Source organism: Allobosea sp. 05L423 (assembly GCF_056397745.1).
On the sequence record NZ_JBFTOA010000001.1, the window covers coordinates 150,898 to 175,521 of the forward strand.

A 24,624-nucleotide genomic window follows, 5' to 3' on the forward strand; every position below is an offset into this window, starting at 1 on the left:
CCTCAGTCGAACAGGCTCGACACGCTGGTCTCGCTCGCCGTGCGCTCGATCGCCTCGCCCATCAGCCCGGCGATGGAGATGACGCGGATGTTGCGCGCGACCTTCACCGCCTCGGTCGGCATGATCGAGTCGGTGATGACCAGCTCTTTGAGCTTGGAGGAAGCGATGCGGGCGACCGCGCCGCCCGAGAGCACGCCATGGGTGATGTAGGCGAAGACCTCCTTGGCGCCCTGCTCGAGCAGGGCCTCGGCGGCGTTCACCAGCGTGCCGCCCGAGTCGACGATGTCGTCGATCAGGATGCAGGAGCGGCCCTCGACCGAGCCGATGATGTTCATGACTTCCGATTCGCCCGGCCGGTCACGGCGTTTGTCGACGATGGCCAGCGGTGCGTCGATGCGCTTGGCGAGCGCGCGGGCGCGGACCACGCCGCCGACGTCCGGCGAGACGACCATGGCGTTCTTCCACTCCAGCCGGTCCTTGATGTCGCGCGCCATGAGCGGGGCGCCAAACAGGTTGTCGGTCGGGATGTCGAAGAAGCCCTGGATCTGGCCGGCGTGGAGGTCGAGCGTCAGCACGCGGTCGACGCCGGCATGGGCGATGAGGTTGGCGACCAGCTTGGCCGAGATCGGGGTGCGGCCTGAGGCACGCCGATCCTGCCTTGCATAGCCGAAATAGGGGATCACCGCCGTGATGCGGCGCGCCGAGGAGCGGCGCAGCGCATCGGTGATGATCAGCAGCTCCATCAGGTGGTCGTTGGTGGGGAATGAGGTGGACTGGATGACGAAGACATCCTGCCCGCGCACATTCTCCTGGATCTCGACGAAGACCTCCATGTCGGCAAAGCGCCGCACCGTGGCCTTGGCGAGGGGAATGCTGAGATGGCTGCAGATGGCTTCTGCAAGTGGCCGGTTGGAGTTGCCGGCGACGACTTTGAAATGAGAGGGCATGCCGTGGCGCACCGTTGGACAAGGCGGGGCACGAGCCGGCTAGGCCGGCTCAATTCGAACGGCTCTTAACAGTGCGATGACATGGAGTCGACCGCTGCGCTGCAATATCGCTGCTCAAAAAGCGCTCGCGGCGCCGGCGTGACCCGGAATCCACTGACGTAGCGTCGCCCAAGGGGCTGAGCGACCGTGTTCAGCTCTTCTTCTTGTCGGTGGTTGCGGCGACCTTGGTTCCGGGCTTCACCTTGTCGGCCTTCTTGTCCTTGTCGCCGCCAAGAGTCTCGACAGCCGGGGTGGTGACGAGGAAGCTCGCGATCGCATCCATCGAATCGGAGGCGGCCTTGGCGACGATCGTCCGGTCGATGCCGGCCCAGGGATCGGAACCGCTGCTGCGCTTGCCGATGCTCTCGCCCTGAACACGCTGGGCGCGCTGCTTGGTCGAGTCGTACACATCCCAGACGAAGGCGAGCGACGTCTGGCCGTCCTCCGTCGGCTGGGCGGTGAGATAGCCCTTGACGCGGAAGCGCGCCGGCTTGTTGCCGGGTACGATCTCCATCTTGCGCTCGGCCGCGGCCTCGCCGAGCAGTCCGGCGAAGCTGGTGGTGACGTCTTCCGGCGCTCCGGAGATGCTCTGGACCGAGACCGGAACGCCCGGTGCATCGACGCGCGGACGCGACGCGGTCTGGCTGGTTTCCTGGCATCCGGCGAGCGCCAGCGCAAAAACCGGCCCCAGAACGAGGCCGCTCAAACGGTTGATCATGACGCCTCCCGCCCTTTGGGCTGTGGACTGCTTCGAGATTCCCTGTGCGCCTTTTCTAGGCTCAACGGAGGACGAGGTCCAGATCAGGTAAATTCAGCGCCTCGGCGCGCTCAGTGCCCACCAAATAGGTGCGGCCCAGGCACATGGCGGTCTCGCTGTCGGAATCCATCAGAATCATGTGGGCGAACATCACCATGCCCGGAACGATCGCCCAGTCATTGGCCTCGTAGAACATCGGCCAGTCCATCCAGGAAGGCGTGAATTTGGCGCCCAGCGAATAGCCGCAGGCATTGAGCCGGTGCTGTGCGAGGCCGTGCTCGTCGAAGACGCGGGCGTGCGCCGCGAAGACATCTCCGGCGGTGCTGCCGGGCTTCAGTGCGGCCTCGCAGGCGAGCAGCGCGTCGCGGGCGGCGGCATGATAGGGGAGGTGCAGCGGGCGGGGGGCGCCGACCACGACCGTACGCATGGCGGCGACATGGTAGTGCCGATCGACGCCGGCGAATTCGAGCGTGATCTGGTCGTTGGCGCCGAGCCTGCGCCGGCCGGACTTGTAGCGGCAGAGCAGGGCGTCTCTGTCCGAGCCGATGATGAATTCGTTGGCCGGATAGTCGCCGCCGCCCGCGAAGATCGCATTGTGCTGGGCGGCGAGGATCTCGCCTTCGTCGGCACCGGCCCGGATCGCGTCGAGCGCCGCCCGATCGGCCGCATCCGCGAGCGTCGCGGCGCGGCGGACATAAACGATCTCCTCGGCCGATTTCACGGCGCGCAGCCGCGTGACGATCGTCGAGGCATCGACGAGCTCGGCCTGGCCGGTAAAGGCGGCGTCCAGCTTGCGGTAGTTCGAGGCGACGAGACCATAGGACTCGAACTCGACGCCGATGTGCTTGCCGGACAGGCCGAGATCGCGCGCGAGCGCCAGGAGGTCGCTGGCCGGATTGGCGTCGCGGCCGTCCTTCCAGATGCGGATGTCGGTGAGGTTGGAGGTGAGCTGCGCCTGCCGGAGGTCTGCCGAGCGGGTCAGCAGCGCCATGGTGCCGTCGGCCCTGACGACGAGACACTGGAAGAAGCAGAAACCGAAGGTGTCATACCCGGTCAGCCAGAACATCGATTCCTGCTGGAACAGAAGGAGTGCGTCGAGACGCGCGGCCTGCATGGAGGCAAGGAGGGATTCGCGGCGGCGGGCAAATTCGGCGGGGGTAAAATGCAGGGCCATGATGCGTCTCCTCAAGCCAGGCGGGCATCTGATCGTGGCCATGGCCGGCGAGCAAGCCGGACCTCCGGTGGCGATTGCGGCTCCGGTCCGCGCTGCCTATAGGCTTTGGCAAGAGAGTTTCGCCCCGATGGGAGAGAGCCATGGTGAACCCCGGCAACCGCATCCTCGACGACATCGCCCGCCTCGCCACCGATGCGGCCGGAGCTGCGCAGGGAGTGCGCCGTGAGGTCGAGACCGTCGTGAAGACCCAGATCGAGCGCCTGCTGCGCGATCTCGACGTCGTCACCCGCGAGGAGTTCGAGGCGGTGCGCGAGATGGCGCTGATCGCCCGCGAGGAGAACGACAAGCTCGCGGCGCGCCTCGCCGCGCTCGAGGAGAAGCTGGGCAAGGCCTGACCGACAAGTCCTGACGGGTCCGCTCGAACGACGGTCTTCACGTCGTTGCGTCATGTCCACAGCCATGTGTTGTGGACAGCATCCCAGGGGGATTGAGCCCGCCGGCCGAATCCGCGGAGCTTCACGCTGTGTTGGGAGCGTCACAGCGCCTGCGCTATCGTCGGTGGAAAGAATTGATTCGTCGGGCGGATTCGCCTCTGGCCGACGGATGGGCCGCTCTCCCGGGAGCGTCCCGGAGGTGTGTTGCGTTCCTTCGGCTTTCCAGTCGCCGTGTTCCTCTTCTCGAACGCGCCGGGGCACCTGCCCCGGAAGGTGGATCCTAGGGCATGATGGACCTCGATATGGATGCCGAGCTGGATCGGCCTTCCAACCCGCTCGACCTGTTCGAGCGCCTCGCCGCCCTCAACGGCTGGAACTTCGACCGCGACAGCGAGGACGAGCTTTCGGTCGCCGTGACCGGTGGATGGTCGGAGTATCACGTCGCGATCACCTGGCTCGCGGAGGTCGAGGCGCTGCATATCGCCTGCGCCTTTGACCTCAAGGTGCCGGAGCGCCGGCGCGGCGAGGTGCTGCAGCTCGTGAGCCTGGTCAACGAGCAACTCTGGCTCGGTCATTTCGACCTCTGGAGCACCGAGAGCGTGGTGATGTACCGCCATGCGCTCCTGCTCTCCGGTGGCGCCGAGCCGACCGACGAGCAAGCGGCCGCACTGGTCAAGACGGCCGTCGAAGCCTGCGAGCGCTATTACCAGGCCTTCCAGTTCGTGGTTTGGGCCGGGAAGACGGCCAAGGAAGGCATGGAGGGAGCCATCCTGGAGACGGTCGGCGAAGCCTGAGCAGCCGCATTGCCGTCACGGCCGGGCTTGACCCGGCCATCTCTTGCAGGCTCTGGTCCTGAGATGGCCCGGGCAAAGCCCGGGCATGACGCCCTGGTCCCAAGCGACGAGAACCGCCATGTCGAATTCCCTTCCGCAATCGCTCGTCCTGATCGGCGCGGGCAAGATGGGCGGAGCGATGCTGGAAGGCTGGCTGCGCATCGGCATGGACCCGGCGGGCATCAGCATCATCGATCCCAAGCCGTCGGACGAGATGGTCGAACTCGCCGGTGAGAAGGGAATGCGGCTCAACCCTTCCGCCAAGGAAATTCCGGCAGCAGATGTCGTCGTCCTCGCGACCAAGCCGCAGATGCTGGACACCGCCGCTCCGGCCGTCCAGGCTTTCATCCATCCCCGGACGCTGCTGATCTCGATCCTCGCCGGCAAGACGCTGGGCGACCTCGCGGCGCGCCTGCCGAGCGCGGCCGCGATCATTCGCGCCATGCCCAACCTGCCAGCCTCGGTTCAGCGCGGCGTGACCGCGGCCGCGCCCGGCAAGGGAGTGAGCGCCGCGCAGCGCGCCACTGCCGACGCGCTGCTCGGCAGCATCGGCAAGGTCGAGTGGCTCGGCGATGAGGGGCTGATCGACGCCGTCACCGCCGTCTCCGGTTCCGGCCCGGCCTATGTCTTCCATCTGGTCGAGTGCCTGGCTGCCGCCGGGGCTGCGGCGGGGCTGCCCGCCGATGTGGCGGAGCGGCTGGCGCGGGCGACGGTGGAAGGGGCGGGCGAGCTGCTGTTCCAGTCGCCGCTGCCGCCGGGAACGCTGCGCCAGAACGTGACCTCGCCGGGTGGCACCACGGCTGCCGCGCTCGAAGTGCTGATGGCGGACGATGGCCTGAAGCCGCTGATGAACAAGGCGGTCGCTGCTGCGAAACGTCGCGCCGGCGAGCTTTCGGGCTGATCGGCCTTCCACCCGCCACGATAGCGGCCTAACCTCCTTTCGACGCGAAGCGAGAGGAGCTGTCCCCATGGTCCGCAAACCCGTTTCCACGCCGCCGACAGGCGCCGAGCCCACGCCCGGGGCCAAGGCGGTCGAGCCGCGCAAGCGCGCCGTCGATGCGCTGATGAGGCTCGCCGCGGAGCGGCCGTGGGATCAGATCGAGCTGCCGGATATCGCCGGCGAGGCCGAGTTGACTCTGGCGCAGCTGCGCGGGCTCTTCCCCTCCAAGCTCGCGATGCTGGGCGGGGTGACGCGCCTCGTCGACGACGCGGTTCTGGCCGGCACGTCGGAGGATCTGGCGGGGGAGCCCGCCAAGGAGCGCATGTTCGATCTGGTGATGCGCCGGCTCGATGCGATGGCGCCGTACAAGGCGGGCCTGCGCAAGATCGTGCCGGTCATCCGACGCGATCCGCTGGCCCTGGCGGCCCTTAACCGCGGTGCGGTCAATTCCTGGCGCTACATGCTGGCTTCCGCCGGCATCCCGACCGAGGATGCGCTCGGACATTTGCGCGTGCAGGGCGCGGTGCTGCTGATGGCGCGGGTATCCGAAACCTGGCTCCACGACGACGAGCCTGAGCTGTCGAAGACCATGGCGCGGCTCGATCGCGAACTGAAGCTCGCCAGCTGCATCATGGCCCGGGCGGAGGACGTGCATCGCCTGACGGCGCCCTTCAGAGGGCTGGCGCGGGCGATCTGTTCCGGCCGGCCGTTGAAGGCGCGCCGGCGCGAACGCGCCCCGGAGCGCGGCGAGGACAACGAGGACTACGCGCCGGCGATCTGAGCCGGGGCGCCGCTGCCTCGCAGCGACGCAAATGTGGCCGAAATGGGTCGATGTTAAGCGCGTTTTAGTCAATTTGCGCGAGGTGGAAGGTCCCTCCCGCGCAGGAAACGCGTATGTCTTTCTTCAAGAAGCTTGCGACCCTGTCGATCAGCCGCTCATTCGCCCTGATCGCAGCCCTGGCCGTGCTGATCGCCGTCGGCAGTGTCGGCTACACGTTGAATGCCGCCCGCAACGAAATGATCGCGCTGAAGCGCGGTGAGATGAAGAATCTCGTCGAGGCCGCGGCCACGACGGTGAAAGGCTACCTGGCGCGGGTCGAGGCCGGCGAGCTCAAGGAAGACGACGCCAAGAAGATGGCCATGGCGGCCCTCGGCAATGCGCGCTTCGACGATGGAAACTACTACTTCCTCGTCAACTACGACGGAATCAGCGTCCTGCATGCCAACAAGAAGATCCAGTCGACGGACATGAAGCCGCTCAAGGACGCGGACGGCAAGTTCTTCGTCCAGGACATGATCGCGTTGGTGAAGGCGAAAGGCGAAGGCTTCCTGGATTATGGCTGGCTCAAGGCCGGCGACAAGGAGCCTTCCCTCAAGATCTCCTATGTCGTCGGTGTTCCGAAATGGCAGTGGGTGGTTGGTTCCGGCCTGCATGTGGAGGATGTCGATGCCGTCTTCACGAGCATGCTCGCGGGTGTCGCGAAGGTGCTCGTGCCGCTCGGTCTTCTCATGCTCGGCCTGGTCCTGGTGCTGAGCCGCCGCGCCAACGGCATGCTGCATTCGCTGAAGGACTCGATGGACGGCCTCGTCTCGGGGCATCTCGACACTGCGATCGAGCATCAGGAGCGCTCTGATGAGGTTGGTTCGATGGCGCGTTCCCTCGTCGTCTTCCGCGATGCGGCCCGCGCCAAGGAAGCGATGGAGGCCGACAAGCTGCGCGCCGAGGAGGAAGCAGCCGACCACCGCAGCGCCGCGGATGGCGAACGGCGCCGCAACGAGACCGAGCGCGCCGACCACGCGCGCGTTCAGGCCGGCGTGGTGCAGGCTCTCGGTACCGGGCTGGAGCGGCTCTCCGGCGGCGATCTGACCTACCGGATCGATGCGGCCTTCAGCGCCGAGTACGTCAAGCTCAAGGACGACTTCAACGCCGCCATCGCCAAGCTGCAGGATGCGATGCGCCAGATCGCGACCAATACCGAGAGCATGAAGGCGGGCTCGACAGAGATCAGCCAGGCCGCCGACGACCTCGCCGGCCGCACCGAGCAGCAGGCCTCCTCGGTCGAGGAGACCGCGACCGCGCTCGACGAACTCACGGCCACGGTGCGCCAGACCGCCGAGAGCGCACGCCTTGCCAACCACGCGACCGAACAGGTCAAGACCGAGGCAGAACAGTCGACCAGCATCGTGCGCGATGCCGTGACGGCGATGGGCGGCATCGAGAAGTCGGCGCAGGAGATCTCGCAGATCGTCGGCGTGATCGACGAGATCGCCTTCCAGACCAATCTGCTCGCCCTCAACGCCTCGGTCGAGGCGGCGCGCGCCGGCGATGCCGGCAAGGGCTTCGCGGTCGTTGCCTCCGAGGTGCGGGCGCTGGCGCAGCGCTCGGCTTCCGCCGCCAAGGAGATCAAGACGCTGATCGACGCTTCGGCGATCGAGGTCGAGAAGGGCGTCGCCCTCGTCGGCCAGACCGGCGGCGCGCTCCAGCGCATGGCCTCCGAGATCACGCGCGTCACCGGCCTCGTCGCCGAGATCGCGGGGGCCGCGCAGGAGCAGGCCTCGGGCTTGCAGGAGGTCAACTCGGCCGTCGGCGAGATGGATCAGGCGACGCAGCAGAACGCCGCTATGGCCGAGCAGTCCACCGCCGCCGCCCATTCGCTGTCGCAGGAGGCCGACCGCCTGTCGGCGCTGGTCGCGCGCTTCCAGCTCGGCAGCGACGTCGCCGGGCTCAAGGCGATGGCGCGGACGATGCAGGCGGCCGTCGCTCAGTCGGCTCCCGCACCTGCGCCCCGACCTGCCGTACCGCGGGCCGCCAGCAAGGCCTATAGCGGCAGCGCCGCCGCCGCGCACAAGGCCGATGCGGATGCCCGCGACAAGGGGTGGGAGGAATTTTGAGCACATCTGCTGAACCGGCCGCGCCGATCGGCTTCGACGATTTCCTCAAGGTCGACATCCGTGTCGGCACGATCGTCGAGGCCGAGCCCTATCCCGAGGCGCGCAAGCCCTCGATCAAGCTCGTCATCGATTTCGGCGGCACCATCGGCCGTAAGAAATCCTCGGCGCAGATCGCCAGGCGCTACCGGCCCGAGGACCTCCCGGGCCGGCAGGTGCTCGCGGTGGTAAACTTCCCGCCGCGCCAGATCGGCAAGTTCATGTCGGAGGTGCTGACCCTGGGTATCCCCGATGCCGAGGGCGAGGTCGTGCTGATCGGGCCGGGCCACGGCGTTCCAAACGGCGGAAGGCTGTACTAGCCGACGACGGTCAAGCGGCGGCCGCCCACAGACCGGTCTGCAACGTGGTCGGCGCAAACTCCGGCGCCGACCAGCGCAAGGCCAGCGCATGGGGGCGACGCCAGCCACGGGTGACGTGGAGGCGCCACAGGCGCTGCGAGCCTTCCAGCCCCGCAAGCTCCGGCCCGTCCCAGACGATCTCGGCCACGCCTTGCAATTGCAGTGTCGTGCCGGTCTCGAAATCGACGAGGAGCAGGGCAGCGCGCGGCTGCTCCAGCAGGTTTCCGAGTGTGTTGAAGTAGTTGTTGCCGGCGAAATCCGGGATGGTCACCGTATCGCCGTCGATCCRCACGAAGCCGGGCCGGCCGCCGCGATGGGAGATGTCGACGCCTCCCAGCGGTGTTTCGAGAGCCGCAGCACTGGCGACGAACAGCGTATCAGCATTGGCGATCAACGCCCGGGCTGCGGCATCGAGACCGGACAAGCCGGTGGGTCGTTCGCCGAGGTCGCTGCCGTCCTGAGCCCGACTGCGCGCCTGGATATATTTGGCGCAATTGCCGAAGCTTTGGGTGACCGAAACCGTGAAGCCATCGGAGCCGACTGCTTCGATCCGGCCATTGGCGCGGTTGCGGCGGCGGGTCTCGAATTCCAGCCCGAGCAGGCCGATGGGGACGCCCGGCCGAAAGCCTTCGAACGCGGGATCGCCAGGGGACGGCGAGGCAGCGATCGACAAGCGAGTGGGATCCGGGCTGGTCACGAAGCCGGGCTCGCCCGTCAACGCTGTCGCCAGCGGCCAGCCGTTCCGATCGAGCACGCCGGCGAAGAGCCAGGGCAATTGCCCGAAGAAGACGCGGTGCTGATCTGGCATGAAGCCGCGTATGCCCGCACCGCGCGTGAAGACACCGGCCCGGGTCTGCGCCGCGAGTTCGCCGGAATGGAAGGGACCGTCAGGCTGCATCGTCGCCGCGCTCCACAGGCAAGGGGGAGGGCGGAATCGGCTTGAAGAAGGGCAGGGCCTCGATGCGGGCAAGCCAGCGGCGCACGGCCGGGTAGGGCGCGAGCGAGATGCCCCCCTCCGGCGCGTGAGCGACGTAGGAGTAGCAGGCCAGATCGGCGATGGTCGGGTGAAGAGCCGCCAGGTATTCGCGCTCGGCCAGATGCACTTCCATGAAGGCAAGGAGCCGTGCTGCGATCCGCTTGGCGCGCGCCTTGTCGTCGTTGAGGCCGAATTGCGTGATCAGCCGCGCAACGGAGGGGCCATGCATGACCTCGCCGGCCGCGATCGAGAGCCAGCGCTGCACATGGGCCGCGCCGACGGCATCGCCGGGCAGCCAGGCGCTGTCCGGGGCGTAGCGTCTGGCAAGGTAGACCATGATCGCGTTGCTGTCGGCGAGCGTCAGATCGCCATCCTGCAGGACGGGAACCTGGCCGAGGGGATTGAGCTTGCGAAAGGCCGGGCTCTGCCGGATTTCGGCGGGCGCCGGCTCGAACCGATAGGCCAGCCCGAGGGCACGCAGCAGCAGCTCGACGCGGTGGGCGTGGCCCGAAAGAGGCGTGCCGTGAAGGACGATCTCGGTCGATGGCATGGCGATGCTCCTGCTCGTCGGCAGCATGATCATCGTTTCGATAATCCGGCGAAATCTGCTATCTTTCAAAATCAGAATTTCAATTTTCGGAACAGTGACGTGGATCGGATCGAGGAGCTCACGGTCTTCGTGGCGATCGTCGATGCCGGCAGCCTTGCCGGAGCTGCGCGACGCCTGCGCAAGTCGCGCCCGGCGGTGACGCGCGCACTCGCGGCGCTGGAAGAGCGCGTCGGCTCGCAACTGATCGCACGCACGACCCGGCGGTTGACGCCGAACGATGCCGGCAGGGAGCTTGCGACGACAGCCCGGCGGCTTCTGGCCGATTACGATGCGGCGCTGGGCGTCGCTGCGGCCGAGCCGGTCAGCGGGTTGTTGCGGATCACCGCGCCGCTCGCTTTCGGCCGGCGGCATGTCACGCCTCTGGTGTCCGAGTTCCTTGATCTCTATCCGCAGGTGCAGGTCGAGCTCGTGCTGGCCGACCGGAATCTCGACCTGATCGAGGAGGATCTGCAACTCGCGGTGCGGATCGGGCCGCTGCCGGATTCGGGCCTGCTGATGCGCAAGGTCGGGGAGGTCCGGCGCATCCTCGTCGCGGCGCCGTCCTATCTCGCCCGTTCTCCGCTGTTGCGCCGTCCGGCCGATATCGCGGCCCATGAGACGATTGCGAGTGTTGCCGCCAACCAGACGCTGAACTGGCGCTTCGGCGGGCCGCGCCGCGGCAGTGGGGTCGTGCTGACGCCGCGGCTCATCGTCAACGAGGTGGAATCGGTGCTGATCGCAGCGCGCGCCGGACGGGGGCTGGCGCGGGTGCTCTCCTATCAGGCGGCGGACGACCTTGCGGCGGGAACGCTGTTGCGTCTGCTTCCGGAGTTCGAGCCGCCGCCGTTGCCGGTGCAACTGGTGATGCCGGGCGGGCGCCAGCCGGCGCCGCGCGTGCGCGCCTTCATCGACCATGCCGTCACGCGCTTGCCGCAGCTCGCGCCGATCGGCGGAGATTCCTAGCGCAGCGAGCCGGCAAAGCCGGATATGGCGGAGACGACCTGCCCCTCGCGGCCGATGAAGCCATGATGGGCACGGGCTTGGCACGGGTTCCCGGTCGAGGAGCCGCCGTCGATCCAGAGCAGCCGCGCCTTGCCGCCGGTCCATTGCTGAAAGGCGGCAGCCGATTCCGGCAGCGTCACGCGGCAGGTGTCCTGTCGGTGATGGATGATAAGCGTCGGCGGCAGGCGGGACGGGTCGCCAATCATGCCGCGTGCCTCGTCCAGCATCGAGGAAGCGAAGACGATGCCGTCGGGCCTCGCCGGCAGAGTGCCTGCGACCTTGAGAGCACCGCGGCTCATCGCCACGACGATGACGCGCGGCGCGATCCCGCGCATGTATTCCACGGCCTTTGCCGGGTCGGCGTTGGCATCGAGCGTGATGCTGGCGATGCCGCTGCGCAGATAGGCGTCGCGGGTCCGGACGATCCAGTTGGTACTGCGCTCGACGCTCCCGTCGGAGCCGATGCCGATATAGCCGTCGCCGCCGGTCAGCAGGACCAGCCCGGCACGAGGCTTTCCCGTGGGCTTGTTGAGGAGCGCGCGGCCGCCGCCAAAGAGACCTCCGCCGAGATCGACCACCTCTTCGCAGCGCGCCGCTGTCGCCGAAAGGAGAAGGGAGGTTGCAAGGAATGCTGCAGCGATCCGGAACGTCCGCATGACCGGCCCCCGATGAGTTTCGCGAATACCTATGGTTACGGGTCGTTCGGCGTCGAGCGGATTTTTTGGTCAGACCGGCAGGCGCACCGTCGCGCGCAGGCCACCGAGCGGCGAGTCGCCTAGCATGATGTCGCCGCCATGGGCGCGGGCGATGTCGCGCGCGATCGCAAGGCCAAGGCCCGTGCCGCCGCCGTCGACATTGCGGGCTTCGTCGAGGCGGAAGAAGGGGCGGAAGACCTCCTCGCGCTGGTCGGGCGGGATGCCCGGCCCGTCATCGTCGACCATCACGATCAAATAGCGCGCATCGTGCGTGGCGCGGATGGCGATGCGGTCTCCATAGCGGGCAGCGTTGGAGACGAGGTTGGTCAGGAGGCGCCGGAAGGCGTCCGGGCGAATGACGACCAGCGGGTCGCCGACGACCTCAAGCTCGGTCTGGTGGCCCTGACGCTCGGCATCCGACTTCAGCTCTTCCAGCAGGGAGCGGATATCGGTCTCGACCGGCACCTCGCCGGCATCGCCGCGCGCGAAGGCGAGATAGTCCTCGAGCATCCGGCTCATCTCGTCCACATCCTTCTCGAGCGCTTCGATTTCCGAAGAGCGCTCCATCAGGGCAAGCGAGAGGCGGAAGCGCGTGAGGATGGTGCGCAGGTCGTGGCTGACGCCGTTCAGCATCGTCGTGCGCTCGCCGATCGAGCGCTCGACGCGCCGCTTCATCTCGATGAAGGCGTTGCCCGCGCGGCGGACTTCGCGCGCGCCGCGCGGGCGGAAATCGGCGTCGCGGCCCTTGCCGAAGGCCTCCGCCGCATCCGCGAGCTTGAGGATGGGGCGGATCTGGTTGCGCAGGAACAGCACCGCGATGGTGAGCAGGATGAGAGAGGTGCCGATCATCCAGAGCAGGAAGATGTGGCTGTTGGAGGCATAGGCCGCATTGCGCCGGGTCAGGATGCGCATCACGTCCTTGCCGAGCTTGATGCGGATCTCGATCAGGCTGGAGCGGCCGACCGTGTCGAGCCAGAAGGGGCGGGCAACCTGCTGGCTGAGCTCGGTCGAAAGCGCGTTGTCGAGCAGCGAGAAGAAGGGGCGCGGCCCCGGCGCCGGCAGGTCGGAATCAGGTATGATATCGACGTCCATGCCGAGTCGTTCGGCGGCGATGCGCGAGAGCGTCGTGGTGTCGGCATCCTGCGGATAACTCTCGTAGACATCGATCAGCATGGCGATATCTGCGGAGACCGCGGAGGACAGGCGCTGAGTCACGAGCTGCCAGTGCCGCTCCATGAAGACGTAGGCGATCACCGATTGCAGCAGCACCACCGGCGCGATGACGATGACGAGCGCTCGGGGATAGAGCCCCTTGGGCATGTAGCGCGCGATGATCTGGAGCGGGCGGCCGATGCTCCTGAGCGCCGGGCGCAGGAACCTGCCGATATGGCCGCAGAGCATTTCGAGCCAGGCGAGGACGGGACGCAGCATGGCCGCGGCCGAGCGAAGCGCCGATTGAGCTTTGCCGCCGTGGTGAAGCGAAGTCACGTCCTGTCCGTCACCAGCCTGTAGCCGACGCCGCGCACGGTCTGGAGATAGAGCGGATCGGCCGGATCACGCTCGATCTTACGGCGCAGCCGGTTCATCTGCACGTCGACCGTGCGGTCGTTTGCGGCCGAGCCTTGCGCCGCCAGCTCCTCGCGCGGGACGACCTCGCCGGCGCGCTCGGCGAGCGCCGTCAGGATCTCGCGCTCGCGCTCGGTCAGCCGGATCGTCTCTTCGCCCTTGCGCAGCTCGCCGCGAGCCAGCCCGTAGATGAACGGGCCGAAGCGGACGAAATCGGGGCGCGTGCCGGATTGGGCAGCTTCGACGACGACGGTTCGCTTCAGGATGTTGCCGAGGCGAAGCAGCAGCTCCCGCGGCTCGAAGGGCTTGGCGAGATAGTCGTCGACACCGATCTCGAGACCGTTGATCCGGTCCTTGCCATCGGCGCGGGCGGTCAGCATCAGGATCGGCACGGCGGAGCCGCCGCGGAAACGGCGGGCGAAGTCGAAACCGTTCTCGCCAGGCATCATCACATCGAGCACGATCGCGTCGAAGACGAGGTTGCCGAGCCGCGTGTCGGCCTCCGCCGCATTGGCCGCGGTGGTGACGCGGTAGCCATTATCGCCGAGGAAGCGGGCGAGCAGATCGCGCAAGCGGCGGTCGTCGTCGACGACGAGGACATGCGGCGCCTCGTCGGGCAGCGGCTTGCGGGCCGGCTTCGCTAAGGTCTCGCTGGCGATCATGCTTGCGCCTTCCTCCTGCTTCCGGGCCGGGAGCGATCACGGTGCCCGGCTGCCATAGCACAATGCGCGAGACGGGTCGCTTGTCAGGGCTTCATCAGCAGGCGCTCGACCTTCGGCCGCTCCGAGGGATCGATCAGGGCGGAAAGGTACCGCGCGGCGATTGCCGCTGCTTCGGGGCCGACGCCCTCGAGCGCCCGGTTGATGCGCTTGGCCTGGAGCCGGACCAGGCGAAGCGCCAGGTCCTGCCCGGCGGCAGTGGTGTGGAGATGGCGCTGGCGCTTGTCCTGCCGGCCGGTGCGCTGCTCGATATAGCCCTTCTCGACCAGCTCCTTGAGGACGCGGTTCAGGCTCTGCTTGGTGATCTGCAGGATGTCCAGCAACTCGGCGATGGTCAGGCCGGGGCAGCGCTGGACGAAATGGAGGACGCGGTGATGCGCCCGGCCGAAGCCGTAATCCGCCAGTATCCTGTCGGGGTCTCCGACGAAATCGCGATAGGCGAAGAAAAGCAGCTCGATCAGGTCGTGCGGAACGGCCTCGGACGAGGGCTTGAGGGGGGCGTCGTCAGGGCGAGGTTCAGACAAGGTCAAAAGCACGCTTCCAAAAATTTGGGTCAGCCTTATTGACATATCTCAGACGGAAGATTACCGGTCAAGGGCGCTGAGCGAACGATTATTTCAAAGCCAATCGTCGCAGCGCAGCTTTAGACCCATGCTTGCGTTCCCAAATCGGCTGTGCCGGAGTTCGGAGCGAGGAAGCACCCAGGAGAAGGTCCATGTCAGTCATTCCTTTCGACCAGCGCGACGGCGTCATCTGGTTCGACGGCAAGCTCGTGCCGTGGAAGGACGCCAAGATTCACGTACTGACCCACGGGCTCCACTACGGCTCCTGCGTGTTCGAGGGCGAGCGCGCCTATGATGGCGTCATCTACAAGTGCGCGGAGCATTCGCAGCGCTTCCACAAGTCGGCCGAGATCATGGATTTCACGATCCCCTATTCGGTCGCCGAGCTGGACGAGGCCAAGTATCTCTGCCTGAAGGAGAACGGGCTCAAGGACGCCTATCTCCGCCCGGTCGCCTGGCGCGGCTCGGAAATGATGGCGGTGTCGGGCATGAACAACAAGATCCATACCGCGATCGCGGTGTGGGAATGGCCGAGCATGTTCGACATGGCGCAGAAGCTGAAGGGCGTGCGCCTCGACGTTGCCGATTATCGCCGGCCGGATCCGGCCTGCGCGCCGGTCCATGCCAAGGCGGCGGGCCTCTACATGATCTGCTCGCTGTCGAAGCATAAGGCCGAGCGCGCCGGCTACGCCGACGCGATGATGCTGGACTGGGAAGGCAATGTCGCCGAATGCACCGGCGCCAACATCTTCTTCATCAAGGACGGCGTGGTCCACACCCCGCTGGCCGACCGCTTCCTCAATGGCATCACCCGCCAGTCGGTGATCGATTTGTGCAAGCAGCGCGGCTTCGAGGTGGTGGAGCGGCGCATCCGCCCGGAGGAGCTGGAAGGCTTCAACGAGTGCTTCATCACCGGCTCGGCCGCCGAGGTGACGCTCGTCTCCGAGGTCGGGCCGTACAGCTTCATCACCGGCAATATGGGCAAGGTAATCATGGAAGACTACTCCGCCGCGGTGCGCCCGCAGTCGAAGGCGGCGTGAGGCAGTGCCGTCATGCCCGGGCCTGACCCGGGCATCTCGGAAGCCAGCGACGCCGCGCCACGAGATTCTCGGGCTGGAGCCTTGCTCCGCCCGAGAATGACGCGCGCTACTTGACCTCGCTGCGGTAGAGCGTGATCCAGTCATCGGCGCCGATGCCGCGGCACTCGCCCATCATGCTGAATTCGGTCTGGACGAAGGCGGTGCCGGTCCAGGCGTAGCCGCCGGTGGCGCCGCAGTCGCCGAGACCGCGGCCCTTGGCGAAAAAACTCAGCCGGCCGGTCTTCGCGTCGAAATCGGCATTGGTCAGCATGTTCTTCGCGTCGCCCTCGCCCTCCGGCAGGGCAACCGGCTTCGCGGCTGCGACATCGCCGCGCTCCACCATCCAGAAACCGGTGGAGACGTTGTAGGCGCCGCGTGAGCAGGCGAGGCCGACGAGACGGCGGTCGCCGTCGAGCGGCCAGGCAGCATCGGCCTCGACCAGCATTTCGTCATCCTCGCAGAGATCGGCGTCGCGTTGCTTGATCTGCTTGCGCAGCGTTGCAGCGAGCGCCTTCCCGTCTTTCTCCGACAGCGTGCCGGCGGCGGGCTTTGCCAGGACGATCGGCAGCGTTGGGGCAGCCGGAACGGTGGTGCCGCTGCCCTTGCGGACGAGGGCCAAGGTCGTGTTCAGCCGGCCCTGCTGCTCGTCGATCCAGAGCATCGCGGCGACCGAGCCCGACAACGAGATGCTCGCCGTCACGCCGGGCGCAGATATTGTGAGCTTCGTCGCCTTGCGGGCGGCTTCAACCAGCGTCGCGATCTCGGCAGGCTGGAAGGATAGCGAGACCATGTCGCCGTCGGCCGCCGCCGGGAGAGCCTTGCCGCCGGCAGGGAAGGGGGCGCCGTCGAGCTTGAGCTGAAGCGCGGTCGGCGGCTTCTTCCAGTCGCCGCGCAAGCGCAGCACGAGGCTGACTGTGCCGTCAGGCCCGGCCGGGCGTTCGAGGCGCAGATAGGCGACGGTGTCGGCGCTCTCCGGCGGCAGCGACAGGGCGGTGCAGCTCTTGAGATTGTCGCAGCCGGCCATCCAATCGCGAAACGTCTTCGGCTCCGGCGCTGCCGCCAGGGCCAGGGCCGGCAGTAGCGTCAGACCGCCAGCGAGAGCGCAGCCTTTCAGCACTTCAGGGTGTCTCTTCCCAGCGTCTCGCCGCATCGTCGTCATCCGTCTTCGCCTCGACCCAGCCCCCGAGCGTGCCGTCCGCGCGGTGCTCGCGCTTCCAGAACGGAGCGCGCGTCTTGAGGTAGTCCATCATGAAATCGGCAGCCTCGAAGGCGGCGCGGCGGTGTGCGGAGGCCGCGAGCACCAGAACGATCTGCTCGCCAGGGCGGATCAACCCATAGCGGTGGATCGCGACGAGCCCCATGAGCGGCCAGCGCGCAGCGGCCTCGGCCGCGACACGGCCGATCTCAGCCTCGGCCATGGCGGGATAATGCTCCAGCTCGAGCGCGGCGAGGCTGCCATTCTCGTCGCGGCAAAGCCCGGTGAACGAGACGAGGGCACCTATGTCGGCGCGGCCGTGGCTGAGCGCCGCGATCTCGTCCGAGAGCTCGAAATCCTCGCGCTGGATGCGGATAAGAGGTGTCATGGCGGCCTCAGCCGCCGGTCATCGGCGGGAAGAAGGCGATCTCGCGGGCAGCGCCGAGCGGGCTTTGCGGCTTGGCGTGAACCTGATCGAGAGCGGCGCGCACCACGGCCTCGTTGGCGAATGCCGCCTCGTAGTTCTCGCCCCGTGCCTTCAGCCAGCGCACGAGGTCGGCGACGGTCGCAAGGTCGGCGGGGATATCGAGCGCTTCTTCCGGGAGGCCGACGCGCTCGCGCACCCAGGCGAAATAGACGAGGCGGACCGCGCGGGTGGCTGCCCCTGCGGTGGCGACGGCCGTGCTCATGGCATGCGCTCGTCTTCTTCGACGAGATAGCGGATGCCGGCGTTGAAATAGTCCCAGCCGGTATAGATCGTCAGGCCGGCTGCGAGCCAAAGCAGGGTGATGCCGATCATGGTGTTGCCGGGCAGGACCTTGTCGCCGGCCGGGCCGGCGATCAGGAAGCCGAGCGCGAAGAGCTGCGCCGTCGTCTTCCATTTCGCGACCTTGCTCACGGGGACGCTGACCTTGAGGTCGGCCAGGAACTCGCGCAGGCCCGAGACGAGGATCTCGCGGCAGAGGATCACGATCGCGGCCCAGAGCGTCCAGCCCTCGATCTGGCCGGTATAGACGAGCATCAGCAGCAGGGCGGCGACGAGGAGCTTGTCGGCGATCGGATCGAGCATGCGGCCGATGGCCGATTGCTGGCTCCAGGCGCGGGCGATGTAGCCGTCGAGATAATCGGTGATGGCGGCGACGGTGTAGATTCCCAGCGCGAGCCAGCGCATCCAGTCGTCGCGCGGCCAGAATAGAATCGCCACCAGGGCCGGGATCGCCAGGATCCGCCCGTAGGTGAGGAGGTTGGGCAGCGACCACGGGCCACGCCGCCTGATGGCGTCAGGAAGAATCGTCACGTCGAGCACCAAAGCAACCCCGCTGCCATAGCGTCAACACGCAAAACCGCGAGGGCGCCATTAGTTTCAGGCATCGTGAAAGAAATCATGGACGGCCTTGGCGGTGGCCGCATTCACGCCGGGGGTGCGCATGAGGTCGTCGAGCTTGGCGCGCTGGATCGCCTTCACCGTGCCGAAATGCAGAAGCAGCGCCCGTTTGCGTGACGGGCCGATGCCGGGGATCTCGTCGAGCGGGTTCTTCATCGTCTCGCGCTTGCGCTTGGCGCGGTGCGTGCCGATGGCGAAGCGGTGGGCCTCATCGCGCAGGCGCTGGATGAAATAGAGCGCGGGATCGCGCGGCTGCAGCTTGAAGGGCTCTCGTCCGGCCATGTGGAAGGTCTCGCGCATGGCATTGCGGTCGGCGCCCTTGGCGATGGCGACGAGCGGGATGTCGCTGGCGTTGAGCTCGGCCATGATCTTGCGCGCCGCCTCGAACTGCCCCTTGCCGCCGTCGACGATGACGAGGTCGGGGCGGGAGGGGAAGCCATCCTCGTCTTTACGCGGCTTTGCCGTCTTGCGGCTTTTCTTTTGCGGGCCCTCGGCCTGGGGAGTGCCGTCACGTGCGCCCAGAAGGATGCTGGTGGAGGCTCCATCGCCCACTGGAGCCTCCTTCGAGACGGGCGCCACCGCGGCCTCCTCGGGATCAGTGCTGAGCGAAATCCCGCCTTCCTTCGCCAGCTTGGCGAACCGGCGCGTCAGCACCTCGCGCATCATGCCGAAATCGTCGCCGGCGATGGTGTCGGTCGAAATGTTGAAGGTGCGGTACTGGTTCTTCACGAAGCCGTCCGACCCCGCCACGATCATGCCGCCGACGGCGTTCGTGCCCATGATATGCGAGTTGTCGTAGACCTCGACCCGGCGCGGCGCGGTCTCCATGCCGAAGGCGGCGCCGAGCGCCGCGAGCAGCGCGCTCTGGCCGGCATTGTCGGCGAGCTTGCGCGACAGCGCCTCGCGGGCATTCTTGACGGCATGGGCCATCAGGTCGGCGCGCTCGCCGCGCTTGGGATGGGCGACCTCGACCTTGCGGCCGGCCCTCGCCGAGAGCGCCTGGCCGATCAGTTCGATCTCCTCGACCGGATGCGAGAGCAGGACGAGACGCGGCGGCGGCTTGTCGTCGTAGAACTGCGCGACGACGGAAGCGAGCACCTCGGCCGGCGTCAGGGAGCGGTCGGCGCGCGGGAAGAGGGCGCGGTTGCCCCAGTTCTGGTGATTGCGGAAGAAGAAGATCTCGACGCAGAACTGCCCCGCCTGCTCGTCGATGGCGAAAACGTCGGCCTCCTCGACGCCCTGCGTGTTGATGTCCTGCCCGGCCTGCACTGCGGAGAGCGCCGCGAGGCGGTCGCGGTAGCGTGCGGCCTTCTCGAACTCCAGCTCTTCGGCGGCTTCCTGCATCCGCGCCGATAGTAGTTGTTTCACGGCGGAGGAGCGGCCGGAGAGGAAGTCGCGGGCCTGGCCGGCGAGCGCCTGATAGTCGGAGATCGAGATCTCGCCGGTGCAGGGGCCGGCGCAGCGCTTGATCTGGAAAAGCAGGCAGGGGCGCGTGCGGTTCTCGTAGAAGGAATCCGAGCAGGTGCGGATCAGGAACGCCTTCTGCAGCGCGTCGATGGTACGCGTCACCGCCCAGACCGAGGCGAAGGGGCCGAAATAGTCGCCCTTGCGGTGGCGCGAGCCGCGATGCTTCAGGATCGCGGGCGCGTCATGGTCGCCGGTCAGCAGGATATAGGGGAACGACTTGTCGTCGCGCAGCAGCACGTTGTAGCGCGGCCTGAGCTGCTTGATCAGGTTCGACTCGAGCAGCAGCGCCTCGGTCTCGGTGCCGGTGGTGACGAACTCCATATTCGCCGTCTCGGCGATCATCCGGGCGACGGCGTTGGTGTGCGCCATGCCGCGGGCATAGGAGGTCACGCGGTTTTTCAGGCTTTTGGCCTTGCCGACATAGAGCACCTCGCCGGCACGATCGAACATCCGGTAGACGCCCGGCTTGTTCGGCAAATGCTTCGCGAATTGCTGGATGACCTCGATGCCGGCCTTGAGCGCGCCGGGCGCAGTGTCGCCGAGATCGAGCGCGGGGTCCGGAGCGGGGAGGCTGTCCTCCTCGTCCTCGAACTCGTCCTGAGGCAGATCGTCCTGACGTTCGCGATTCATGATGTCCATGTAGGGTGTCGCGGCGGCTTCGTCATGTCAGGAGCAGCGCCGCGATGGCGGTGTTCGCACCGTTGCGGCCCCTGGTCCGCTTAACGTCGAGCGAAAACCGACGATGGTTTCTCAACGTTGTCTTCTATCCCGCCGAGGGCAGGGGGCCGTTTTCCTTCGAACGTCGATCTGATCTCGGTTTGACATCATGTTGATGGCGTTCTAATTGTTAATCTCGATTTAGGCCTGATGACTTGGCCATTCGCGCCTTTTTGAGCGCGACACGCTGATGAACTCTTCCTTTTATCGAATTCGCCGCCGCATGTGATCCATGCGGCTTGAATAAGCGCGCTTGCGGGAGGCGCCGATGGCTTCGGGTTCAGTTAAGTGGTTCAATGCGACCAAGGGTTTTGGTTTCATTCAGCCTGACGATGGTGGGCAGGACGTGTTCGTCCATATCAGCGCGGTAGAGCGTGCCGGCCTGCGCGATCTGCGCGAAGGTCAGAAGATTTCGTACGAGCTGGTCCAGGACAAGCGGTCCGGCAAGAGCTCGGCCGATAATCTGCGGGCCGAATAACCGCTGGAGAGGCGGGACAACGGCGATTTGAGGCGTCACATGCTGGCGCCACGATGCAGCGTTTCTCGGCAGCGGTGAGTGAAGGGTCGGGACCAGCAAGCCCGGCCCTTTGTGTTTTTTGGAAAGGGTAGTCATGCAAGTTCTCGTTCGGGACAACAATGTCGAGCAGGCGCTTCGTGTCCTGAAGAAGAAGCTGCAGCGCGAAGGCGTGTTTCGCGAAATGAAGCAGCGCCGCGAATACGAGAAGCCGTCGGAGCGCCGCGCGCGGGAGAAGGGCGAGGCTGTCCGCCGCGCCAAGAAGGCCGCTCGCAAGCAGGCGCAGCGCGAGGGTCTTCTGCCAGCGCCGAAGCGCAAGCTGCCCGTCGGCAAGGCACGCAGCGGAGCGCCGCGTCCGCCTTCCATCTGATCCGCATCGATCAGCTGTCGTCTGCCGAGAAGGAGTTCCCCATGTCTAGTCGCAATATGAAGCTGGACGAGATCAAGGCTCGGGCGCAGGCGGCTTTCGAGACGACCGAGCAGCGCAAGAAAGATACGCTTGTCGCGTGGCAGGCGCTCGAGGACCAGTCCAGCCAGACGCGCCTCAAGACCGAGAGGTTGAGAGCCCTGCGACTTGCGCGGGACGCCGAAGAGGCTGCGGCCAAGGCGAAGGCGCCACGCAGCGATGCGGCGGTGAAACGTCCGCGCCGCGTTGCGGCCAAGTCGCTCTGATACTCTTCGGTTGATGCATATCCGGGGGTGGCGATCACGCCATGTCGCTCCCCGCCTTTCGTCCGCCCCCGCCAGCGCCATGGTCACGCGCGGCGTGTACGGCGGCGAGGCAAGCGGACAATGACCGCTCCCTCTCCGCGGCCGGGGCCTAAAACCCCGCTCGATCGCGCGTCGAGCGGCTGGTGACAAGGATCTGCCATCGGCTGCCGCTGTCGAAGCGGAGCCGGCCTTGACGAAGGCGGCCGTCCGTCGTCGCCGGCGCAGCCGTTTCGTTGAGACGCGCGGTCGCGTTCAGGCTGCGACATCCTCCCCGATCCAGTCCTGAACGATCGCCTCGCTGGCGTGGATGCAAACCAGTTCCAGGCGCCCGGTTCCGATATTGACGAATTTGTGCGGGATTCCCGGCGGCCCCACGACGATGGCGCCGGCCCTCGCCCGTATTCTTTCGGCGCCGACTGTGAACTCCGCTTCGCCCGCGCGGACCACCCAGGTTTCCGAATAGGGGTGAACGTGCAGTCCCGGCCCCTGTCCCGGTTCGTTGTCGACCAGAAAGAACGAGACCTGCGAGCCGTAGCCGCCGCCTTCGAAGCGGGCAGTTCGGCTTGCGCCACTCCGCAGGATGTCGCTGTCGATCATCGTCGCCATGTTGATCTCCTGAAATTATCTTTGTGCCAAGATAATCGCCAAGAGATATCTTTGCGTCAAGATATCCCTTGGCGCGGGCGTCGTGCTGAGGCAGAGGAAGGGAGCGTGGAGGGGCGGGGCCGGCGATGACGAAGATAGACCATGTCGAGCGTGTCAGGGCTCAATGGGCAGGCGAACTGCCGGATCTCGACACGACGCCCACGGCGATCCTGGGGCGGGCGTATCGCTTGTCCAATCTCGTCCGGCCAAGCATTGAAGAGACGTTCGCAGGTTTCGGACTCGATCGCGGTGAGTTCGACGTCATCAGCACCTTGCGTCGCAGCGGGCCGCCTTATCGGCTCACGCCGACGGCGCTCTATCGCTCCCTGATGATCACCTCCGGTGGGCTGACACACCGGCTGGGGCGGCTGGAAAAGGCCGGGCTGGTGCGCCGCGAGAGATCGGCGGAGGATGGGCGGAGCCTCCTCGTCGTCCTGACCGAGCTGGGTTTCCAGCGGGCCGAGGAGGCGCTCCGCGCCGATATGGCAAGCGAGGCCCGGTTCCTCGAAAGCCTCAGCCCTTCCAAACGAGCAGCTCTGGCGGAACTTCTGAAAGAGCTGCTGGCGGCGCTCGAAAGCGATGCCATGCCGGAGAGCGAGACGTGATGCCAGCCAGACCTGGCCGAATCATCCTGCTCAACGGCGCATCGAGCAGTGGCAAGTCCTCGTTGGCGCAGGCGCTGCAGCGCCGGATCGATACGCCCTTCTGGCAGATCTCGATCGACCATCTGCGTGATTCGGGCGTGCTGCCGACGGCGCGGATCAAGAGCGGGGAATTCGATTGGCGGAGGATGCGGGAGGCTTTCTTCCTCGGCTTCGAGCGCTCGCTCCTCGCCTATGTCGAGGCCGGCAACGATCTCATCGTCGAGCACATCATGGAGAGCGAGGACTGGCTGCTCCGGCTCGCCGATACGCTCGCCGGGCAGGACGTGTTCTTTGTCGGCGTGCATTGCGAGCTTGCCGAGCTGGAGTGCCGCGAGCTGGCGCGAGGCGACCGGCCGGTCGGCGATGCGCGGCGCGACTATTTCCGCATCCACTCCTATTGTCTCTACGATCTCGAAGTGAACGGGACGCGGGACATCCAGGCCAATGCCGATGCGGTCATCGCCGCGTGGCGCAAGCGCTCGCGGCCATCGGCTTTCGAGCGGGTGAGGGAGCGTCGCGATCAAAGCTGAAGGCGGTTCGGGGACGACCTCGCCATGCCGCAGATGTGCTCGCCGTCGCCTCGGAATGCAGGTCGGGGGGCTGTCGCACGAGCAAGGCCGGGCCAATATGGGAGTGACCGGCCCATGCCGCGCATTCATCAAGGATCGAAGCTCATGTCCCAGTCTGACAGCGTTCGGATCGTTCTCGCCTCTCGCCCGGAAGGGCGCCCCAGCCCGCAGAACTTCCGGCTGGAGCACGCCGCCATCCCGGCGATCGCCGAAGGGCAGGTGCTGCTCAAGGTCCAGTATCTCTCGCTCGACCCCTATATGCGCGGGCGGATGAGCGCGGCGAAATCCTACGCCGCCTCGACCGAGATCGGGCAAGTGATGGAGGGCGGCACGGTCGCCGAGGTGCTCGAAAGCCGCGATCCTGCCTTCAAGCCCGGCGACACCGTCCTGTCCTATTCCGGCTGGCAATCGCATGCGGTGGCGAACGGTGCACAGCTGCGCAAGCTCGATCCGAAGAGCGCGCCGGTGACGACGGCGCTCGGCGTGCTCGGCATGCCCGGCTTCACCGCCTATGCCGGGCTGCTCACCATCGGCCAGCCCAAGCCCGGCGAGACGGTCGTGGTCGCGGCGGCGAGCGGGCCTGTCGGCTCGGCAGTCGGCCAGATCGCACGGCTCAAGGGCGCGCGGGCGGTCGGCATCGCCGGCGGCCCCGAGAAATGCGCCTTCGTGCGCGAGACCTTCGGTTTCGATGCGGTCATCGACCATCGCGATCCCGACATGGCCGGGAAGCTCGCGGCTGCCTGCCCGGATGGCATCGACGTCTATTTCGAGAATGTCGGCGGTCATGTCTGGGATGCCGTCTTCCCCCTGCTCAACACCTTCGCCCGGATTCCCGTCTGTGGCCTCGTCGCGCAGTACAATGCCACCGGCGATTTCCCGGGGCCGGACCGGCTGCCGGTGCTGATGCGCCAGGTCCTGTCCAAGAGCCTGACGATCCGCGGCTTCATCCAGCGCGAGTTCGTCGCAGCGCAGGGGGCCGCTTTCCGCGAGGATATGGCGCGCTGGATCGCGGAAGGCGCAGTCAAATACAAGGAAGACATCGTCGAGGGGCTGGAGAACGCGCCCGAGGCCTTCATCGGGCTGCTCGAAGGCAAGAACTTCGGCAAGCTGATCGTCAAACTCTGAGACAGCGTGCCACGGGCAAGCCTTTTTCCTTGACCATTGAGCGAGCGCGCGGC

The 24,624-nt window shown here is 66.7% G+C and carries 29 protein-coding genes; 14 read left to right on the forward strand and 15 right to left on the reverse strand.

What is annotated here, in order from left to right:
- Positions 1-2 precede the first annotated feature (2 nt).
- The 3 genes from AC1DNE_RS00715 to AC1DNE_RS00725 form a co-directional block, all read right to left on the reverse strand.
- Positions 3-947 (reverse strand): ribose-phosphate pyrophosphokinase, encoded by a 945-nt coding sequence (locus tag AC1DNE_RS00715; RefSeq protein ID WP_441469886.1) that lies wholly within the window; start codon positions 945-947, stop codon positions 3-5.
- 190 nt (positions 948-1,137) lie between these two features.
- Positions 1,138-1,704: a hypothetical protein gene (locus tag AC1DNE_RS00720; protein WP_441469885.1), complete on the reverse strand. Its 567-nt coding sequence runs from the start codon at positions 1,702-1,704 to the stop codon at positions 1,138-1,140.
- A gap of 61 nt (positions 1,705-1,765) precedes the next feature.
- Complete coding sequence (locus AC1DNE_RS00725; RefSeq protein WP_441469884.1) at positions 1,766-2,917, reverse strand: M24 family metallopeptidase; 1,152 nt, start codon at positions 2,915-2,917, stop codon at positions 1,766-1,768.
- Positions 2,918-3,057: 140 nt separating this feature from the next.
- On the opposite strand from AC1DNE_RS00725, the gene AC1DNE_RS00730 reads away from it, so the two are divergent.
- From AC1DNE_RS00730 to AC1DNE_RS00755, 6 genes are all read left to right on the forward strand, one after another.
- Entirely contained in the window at positions 3,058-3,312 is a 255-nt protein-coding gene (locus AC1DNE_RS00730; protein WP_441469883.1) for an accessory factor UbiK family protein, read from the forward strand.
- A gap of 326 nt (positions 3,313-3,638) precedes the next feature.
- Positions 3,639-4,145 carry a type III secretion system chaperone family protein gene (locus AC1DNE_RS00735; protein ID WP_441469882.1) on the forward strand — a complete coding sequence of 169 codons (507 nt, stop codon included), beginning with the start codon at positions 3,639-3,641 and terminating at the stop codon, positions 4,143-4,145.
- Between the two features lie 118 nt (positions 4,146-4,263).
- On the forward strand, positions 4,264-5,085 hold the full coding sequence (proC, locus tag AC1DNE_RS00740; RefSeq protein ID WP_441469881.1) for a pyrroline-5-carboxylate reductase: 822 nt from the start codon (positions 4,264-4,266) through the stop codon (positions 5,083-5,085).
- 67 nt (positions 5,086-5,152) lie between these two features.
- Positions 5,153-5,905, forward strand: a complete 753-nt coding sequence (locus tag AC1DNE_RS00745; RefSeq protein WP_441469880.1) for a TetR/AcrR family transcriptional regulator — start codon at positions 5,153-5,155, stop codon at positions 5,903-5,905.
- A 113-nt stretch (positions 5,906-6,018) separates the two neighbouring features.
- Complete coding sequence (locus AC1DNE_RS00750; RefSeq protein WP_441469879.1) at positions 6,019-8,016, forward strand: methyl-accepting chemotaxis protein; 1,998 nt, start codon at positions 6,019-6,021, stop codon at positions 8,014-8,016.
- Positions 8,013-8,372, forward strand: a complete 360-nt coding sequence (locus AC1DNE_RS00755; protein ID WP_476765034.1) for a tRNA-binding protein — start codon at positions 8,013-8,015, stop codon at positions 8,370-8,372. The genes AC1DNE_RS00750 and AC1DNE_RS00755 overlap by 4 nt, the downstream gene beginning before the upstream one ends.
- Positions 8,373-8,382: 10 nt before the next feature.
- On the opposite strand, the gene AC1DNE_RS00760 is transcribed toward AC1DNE_RS00755, so the two are convergent.
- Entirely contained in the window at positions 8,383-9,309 is a 927-nt protein-coding gene (locus tag AC1DNE_RS00760; RefSeq protein WP_476840876.1) for a pyridoxamine 5'-phosphate oxidase family protein, read from the reverse strand.
- Positions 9,299-9,937 (reverse strand): glutathione S-transferase family protein, encoded by a 639-nt coding sequence (locus AC1DNE_RS00765; protein ID WP_476765036.1) that lies wholly within the window; start codon positions 9,935-9,937, stop codon positions 9,299-9,301. The genes AC1DNE_RS00760 and AC1DNE_RS00765 overlap by 11 nt, the downstream gene beginning before the upstream one ends.
- Positions 9,938-10,036: 99 nt before the next feature.
- Here AC1DNE_RS00765 and AC1DNE_RS00770 point away from each other — a divergent pair, with 99 nt between their 5' ends.
- Entirely contained in the window at positions 10,037-10,939 is a 903-nt protein-coding gene (locus tag AC1DNE_RS00770) for a LysR family transcriptional regulator (RefSeq protein WP_476765037.1), read from the forward strand.
- Here the strand turns inward: AC1DNE_RS00770 and AC1DNE_RS00775 are convergent.
- The 4 genes from AC1DNE_RS00775 to AC1DNE_RS00790 all read right to left on the reverse strand — a co-directional run bounded on the left by AC1DNE_RS00775 (position 10,936) and on the right by AC1DNE_RS00790 (position 14,527).
- Positions 10,936-11,634, reverse strand: coding sequence for an alpha/beta fold hydrolase (locus AC1DNE_RS00775; protein ID WP_476840877.1), 699 nt, complete (start codon positions 11,632-11,634; stop codon positions 10,936-10,938). The genes AC1DNE_RS00770 and AC1DNE_RS00775 overlap by 4 nt on opposite strands.
- Positions 11,635-11,703: 69 nt before the next feature.
- A complete protein-coding gene (locus tag AC1DNE_RS00780; protein ID WP_441469873.1) occupies positions 11,704-13,104 on the reverse strand; it encodes an ATP-binding protein in 1,401 nt (466 codons plus the stop codon).
- A gap of 53 nt (positions 13,105-13,157) precedes the next feature.
- Complete coding sequence (locus tag AC1DNE_RS00785) at positions 13,158-13,901, reverse strand: response regulator (RefSeq protein WP_441469872.1); 744 nt, start codon at positions 13,899-13,901, stop codon at positions 13,158-13,160.
- Between the two features lie 83 nt (positions 13,902-13,984).
- Complete coding sequence (locus AC1DNE_RS00790; protein WP_441469871.1) at positions 13,985-14,527, reverse strand: MarR family winged helix-turn-helix transcriptional regulator; 543 nt, start codon at positions 14,525-14,527, stop codon at positions 13,985-13,987.
- Between the two features lie 146 nt (positions 14,528-14,673).
- Here AC1DNE_RS00790 and AC1DNE_RS00795 point away from each other — a divergent pair, with 146 nt between their 5' ends.
- Positions 14,674-15,561, forward strand: coding sequence for a branched-chain amino acid aminotransferase (locus AC1DNE_RS00795; protein WP_441469870.1), 888 nt, complete (start codon positions 14,674-14,676; stop codon positions 15,559-15,561).
- Between the two features lie 106 nt (positions 15,562-15,667).
- On the opposite strand, the gene AC1DNE_RS00800 is transcribed toward AC1DNE_RS00795, so the two are convergent.
- Genes AC1DNE_RS00800 through uvrC form a run of 5 tightly spaced genes read right to left on the reverse strand, consistent with a single transcriptional unit; the run spans position 15,668 to position 20,276 of the window.
- Entirely contained in the window at positions 15,668-16,717 is a 1,050-nt protein-coding gene (locus tag AC1DNE_RS00800) for a DUF1176 domain-containing protein (RefSeq protein ID WP_441469869.1), read from the reverse strand.
- Between the two features lies 1 nt (position 16,718).
- A complete protein-coding gene (locus AC1DNE_RS00805) occupies positions 16,719-17,183 on the reverse strand; it encodes a molybdenum cofactor biosynthesis protein MoaE (protein WP_441469868.1) in 465 nt (154 codons plus the stop codon).
- 7 nt (positions 17,184-17,190) lie between these two features.
- On the reverse strand, positions 17,191-17,484 hold the full coding sequence (moaD, locus tag AC1DNE_RS00810) for a molybdopterin converting factor subunit 1 (protein WP_476765039.1): 294 nt from the start codon (positions 17,482-17,484) through the stop codon (positions 17,191-17,193).
- Positions 17,481-18,101, reverse strand: a complete 621-nt coding sequence (gene pgsA, locus AC1DNE_RS00815) for a CDP-diacylglycerol--glycerol-3-phosphate 3-phosphatidyltransferase (RefSeq protein WP_476765040.1) — start codon at positions 18,099-18,101, stop codon at positions 17,481-17,483. Before pgsA ends, moaD begins: the two co-directional genes overlap by 4 nt.
- 57 nt (positions 18,102-18,158) lie before the next feature.
- Entirely contained in the window at positions 18,159-20,276 is a 2,118-nt protein-coding gene (uvrC, locus tag AC1DNE_RS00820; RefSeq protein WP_476765041.1) for an excinuclease ABC subunit UvrC, read from the reverse strand.
- Positions 20,277-20,631: 355 nt separating this feature from the next.
- Here uvrC and AC1DNE_RS00825 point away from each other — a divergent pair, with 355 nt between their 5' ends.
- The 3 genes from AC1DNE_RS00825 to AC1DNE_RS00835 all read left to right on the forward strand — a co-directional run bounded on the left by AC1DNE_RS00825 (position 20,632) and on the right by AC1DNE_RS00835 (position 21,549).
- Positions 20,632-20,841 carry a cold-shock protein gene (locus AC1DNE_RS00825; RefSeq protein ID WP_441469865.1) on the forward strand — a complete coding sequence of 70 codons (210 nt, stop codon included), beginning with the start codon at positions 20,632-20,634 and terminating at the stop codon, positions 20,839-20,841.
- A 133-nt stretch (positions 20,842-20,974) separates the two neighbouring features.
- Positions 20,975-21,247, forward strand: coding sequence for a 30S ribosomal protein S21 (gene rpsU, locus AC1DNE_RS00830; protein ID WP_441469864.1), 273 nt, complete (start codon positions 20,975-20,977; stop codon positions 21,245-21,247).
- Positions 21,248-21,288: 41 nt separating this feature from the next.
- Positions 21,289-21,549: a hypothetical protein gene (locus AC1DNE_RS00835; protein WP_441469863.1), complete on the forward strand. Its 261-nt coding sequence runs from the start codon at positions 21,289-21,291 to the stop codon at positions 21,547-21,549.
- A gap of 291 nt (positions 21,550-21,840) precedes the next feature.
- Here AC1DNE_RS00835 and AC1DNE_RS00840 read toward each other — a convergent pair whose 3' ends face one another.
- Entirely contained in the window at positions 21,841-22,194 is a 354-nt protein-coding gene (locus tag AC1DNE_RS00840) for a cupin domain-containing protein (RefSeq protein ID WP_476765042.1), read from the reverse strand.
- A gap of 125 nt (positions 22,195-22,319) precedes the next feature.
- Between AC1DNE_RS00840 and AC1DNE_RS00845 the strand changes: the two genes are divergently transcribed.
- The 3 genes from AC1DNE_RS00845 to AC1DNE_RS00855 all read left to right on the forward strand — a co-directional run bounded on the left by AC1DNE_RS00845 (position 22,320) and on the right by AC1DNE_RS00855 (position 24,571).
- On the forward strand, positions 22,320-22,838 hold the full coding sequence (locus AC1DNE_RS00845) for a MarR family winged helix-turn-helix transcriptional regulator (protein ID WP_476765043.1): 519 nt from the start codon (positions 22,320-22,322) through the stop codon (positions 22,836-22,838).
- On the forward strand, positions 22,838-23,407 hold the full coding sequence (locus AC1DNE_RS00850) for a chloramphenicol phosphotransferase CPT family protein (RefSeq protein WP_476840878.1): 570 nt from the start codon (positions 22,838-22,840) through the stop codon (positions 23,405-23,407). The genes AC1DNE_RS00845 and AC1DNE_RS00850 overlap by 1 nt, the downstream gene beginning before the upstream one ends.
- Before the next feature lie 144 nt (positions 23,408-23,551).
- Positions 23,552-24,571 carry an NADP-dependent oxidoreductase gene (locus AC1DNE_RS00855; protein ID WP_476765045.1) on the forward strand — a complete coding sequence of 340 codons (1,020 nt, stop codon included), beginning with the start codon at positions 23,552-23,554 and terminating at the stop codon, positions 24,569-24,571.
- Positions 24,572-24,624 lie beyond the last annotated feature (53 nt).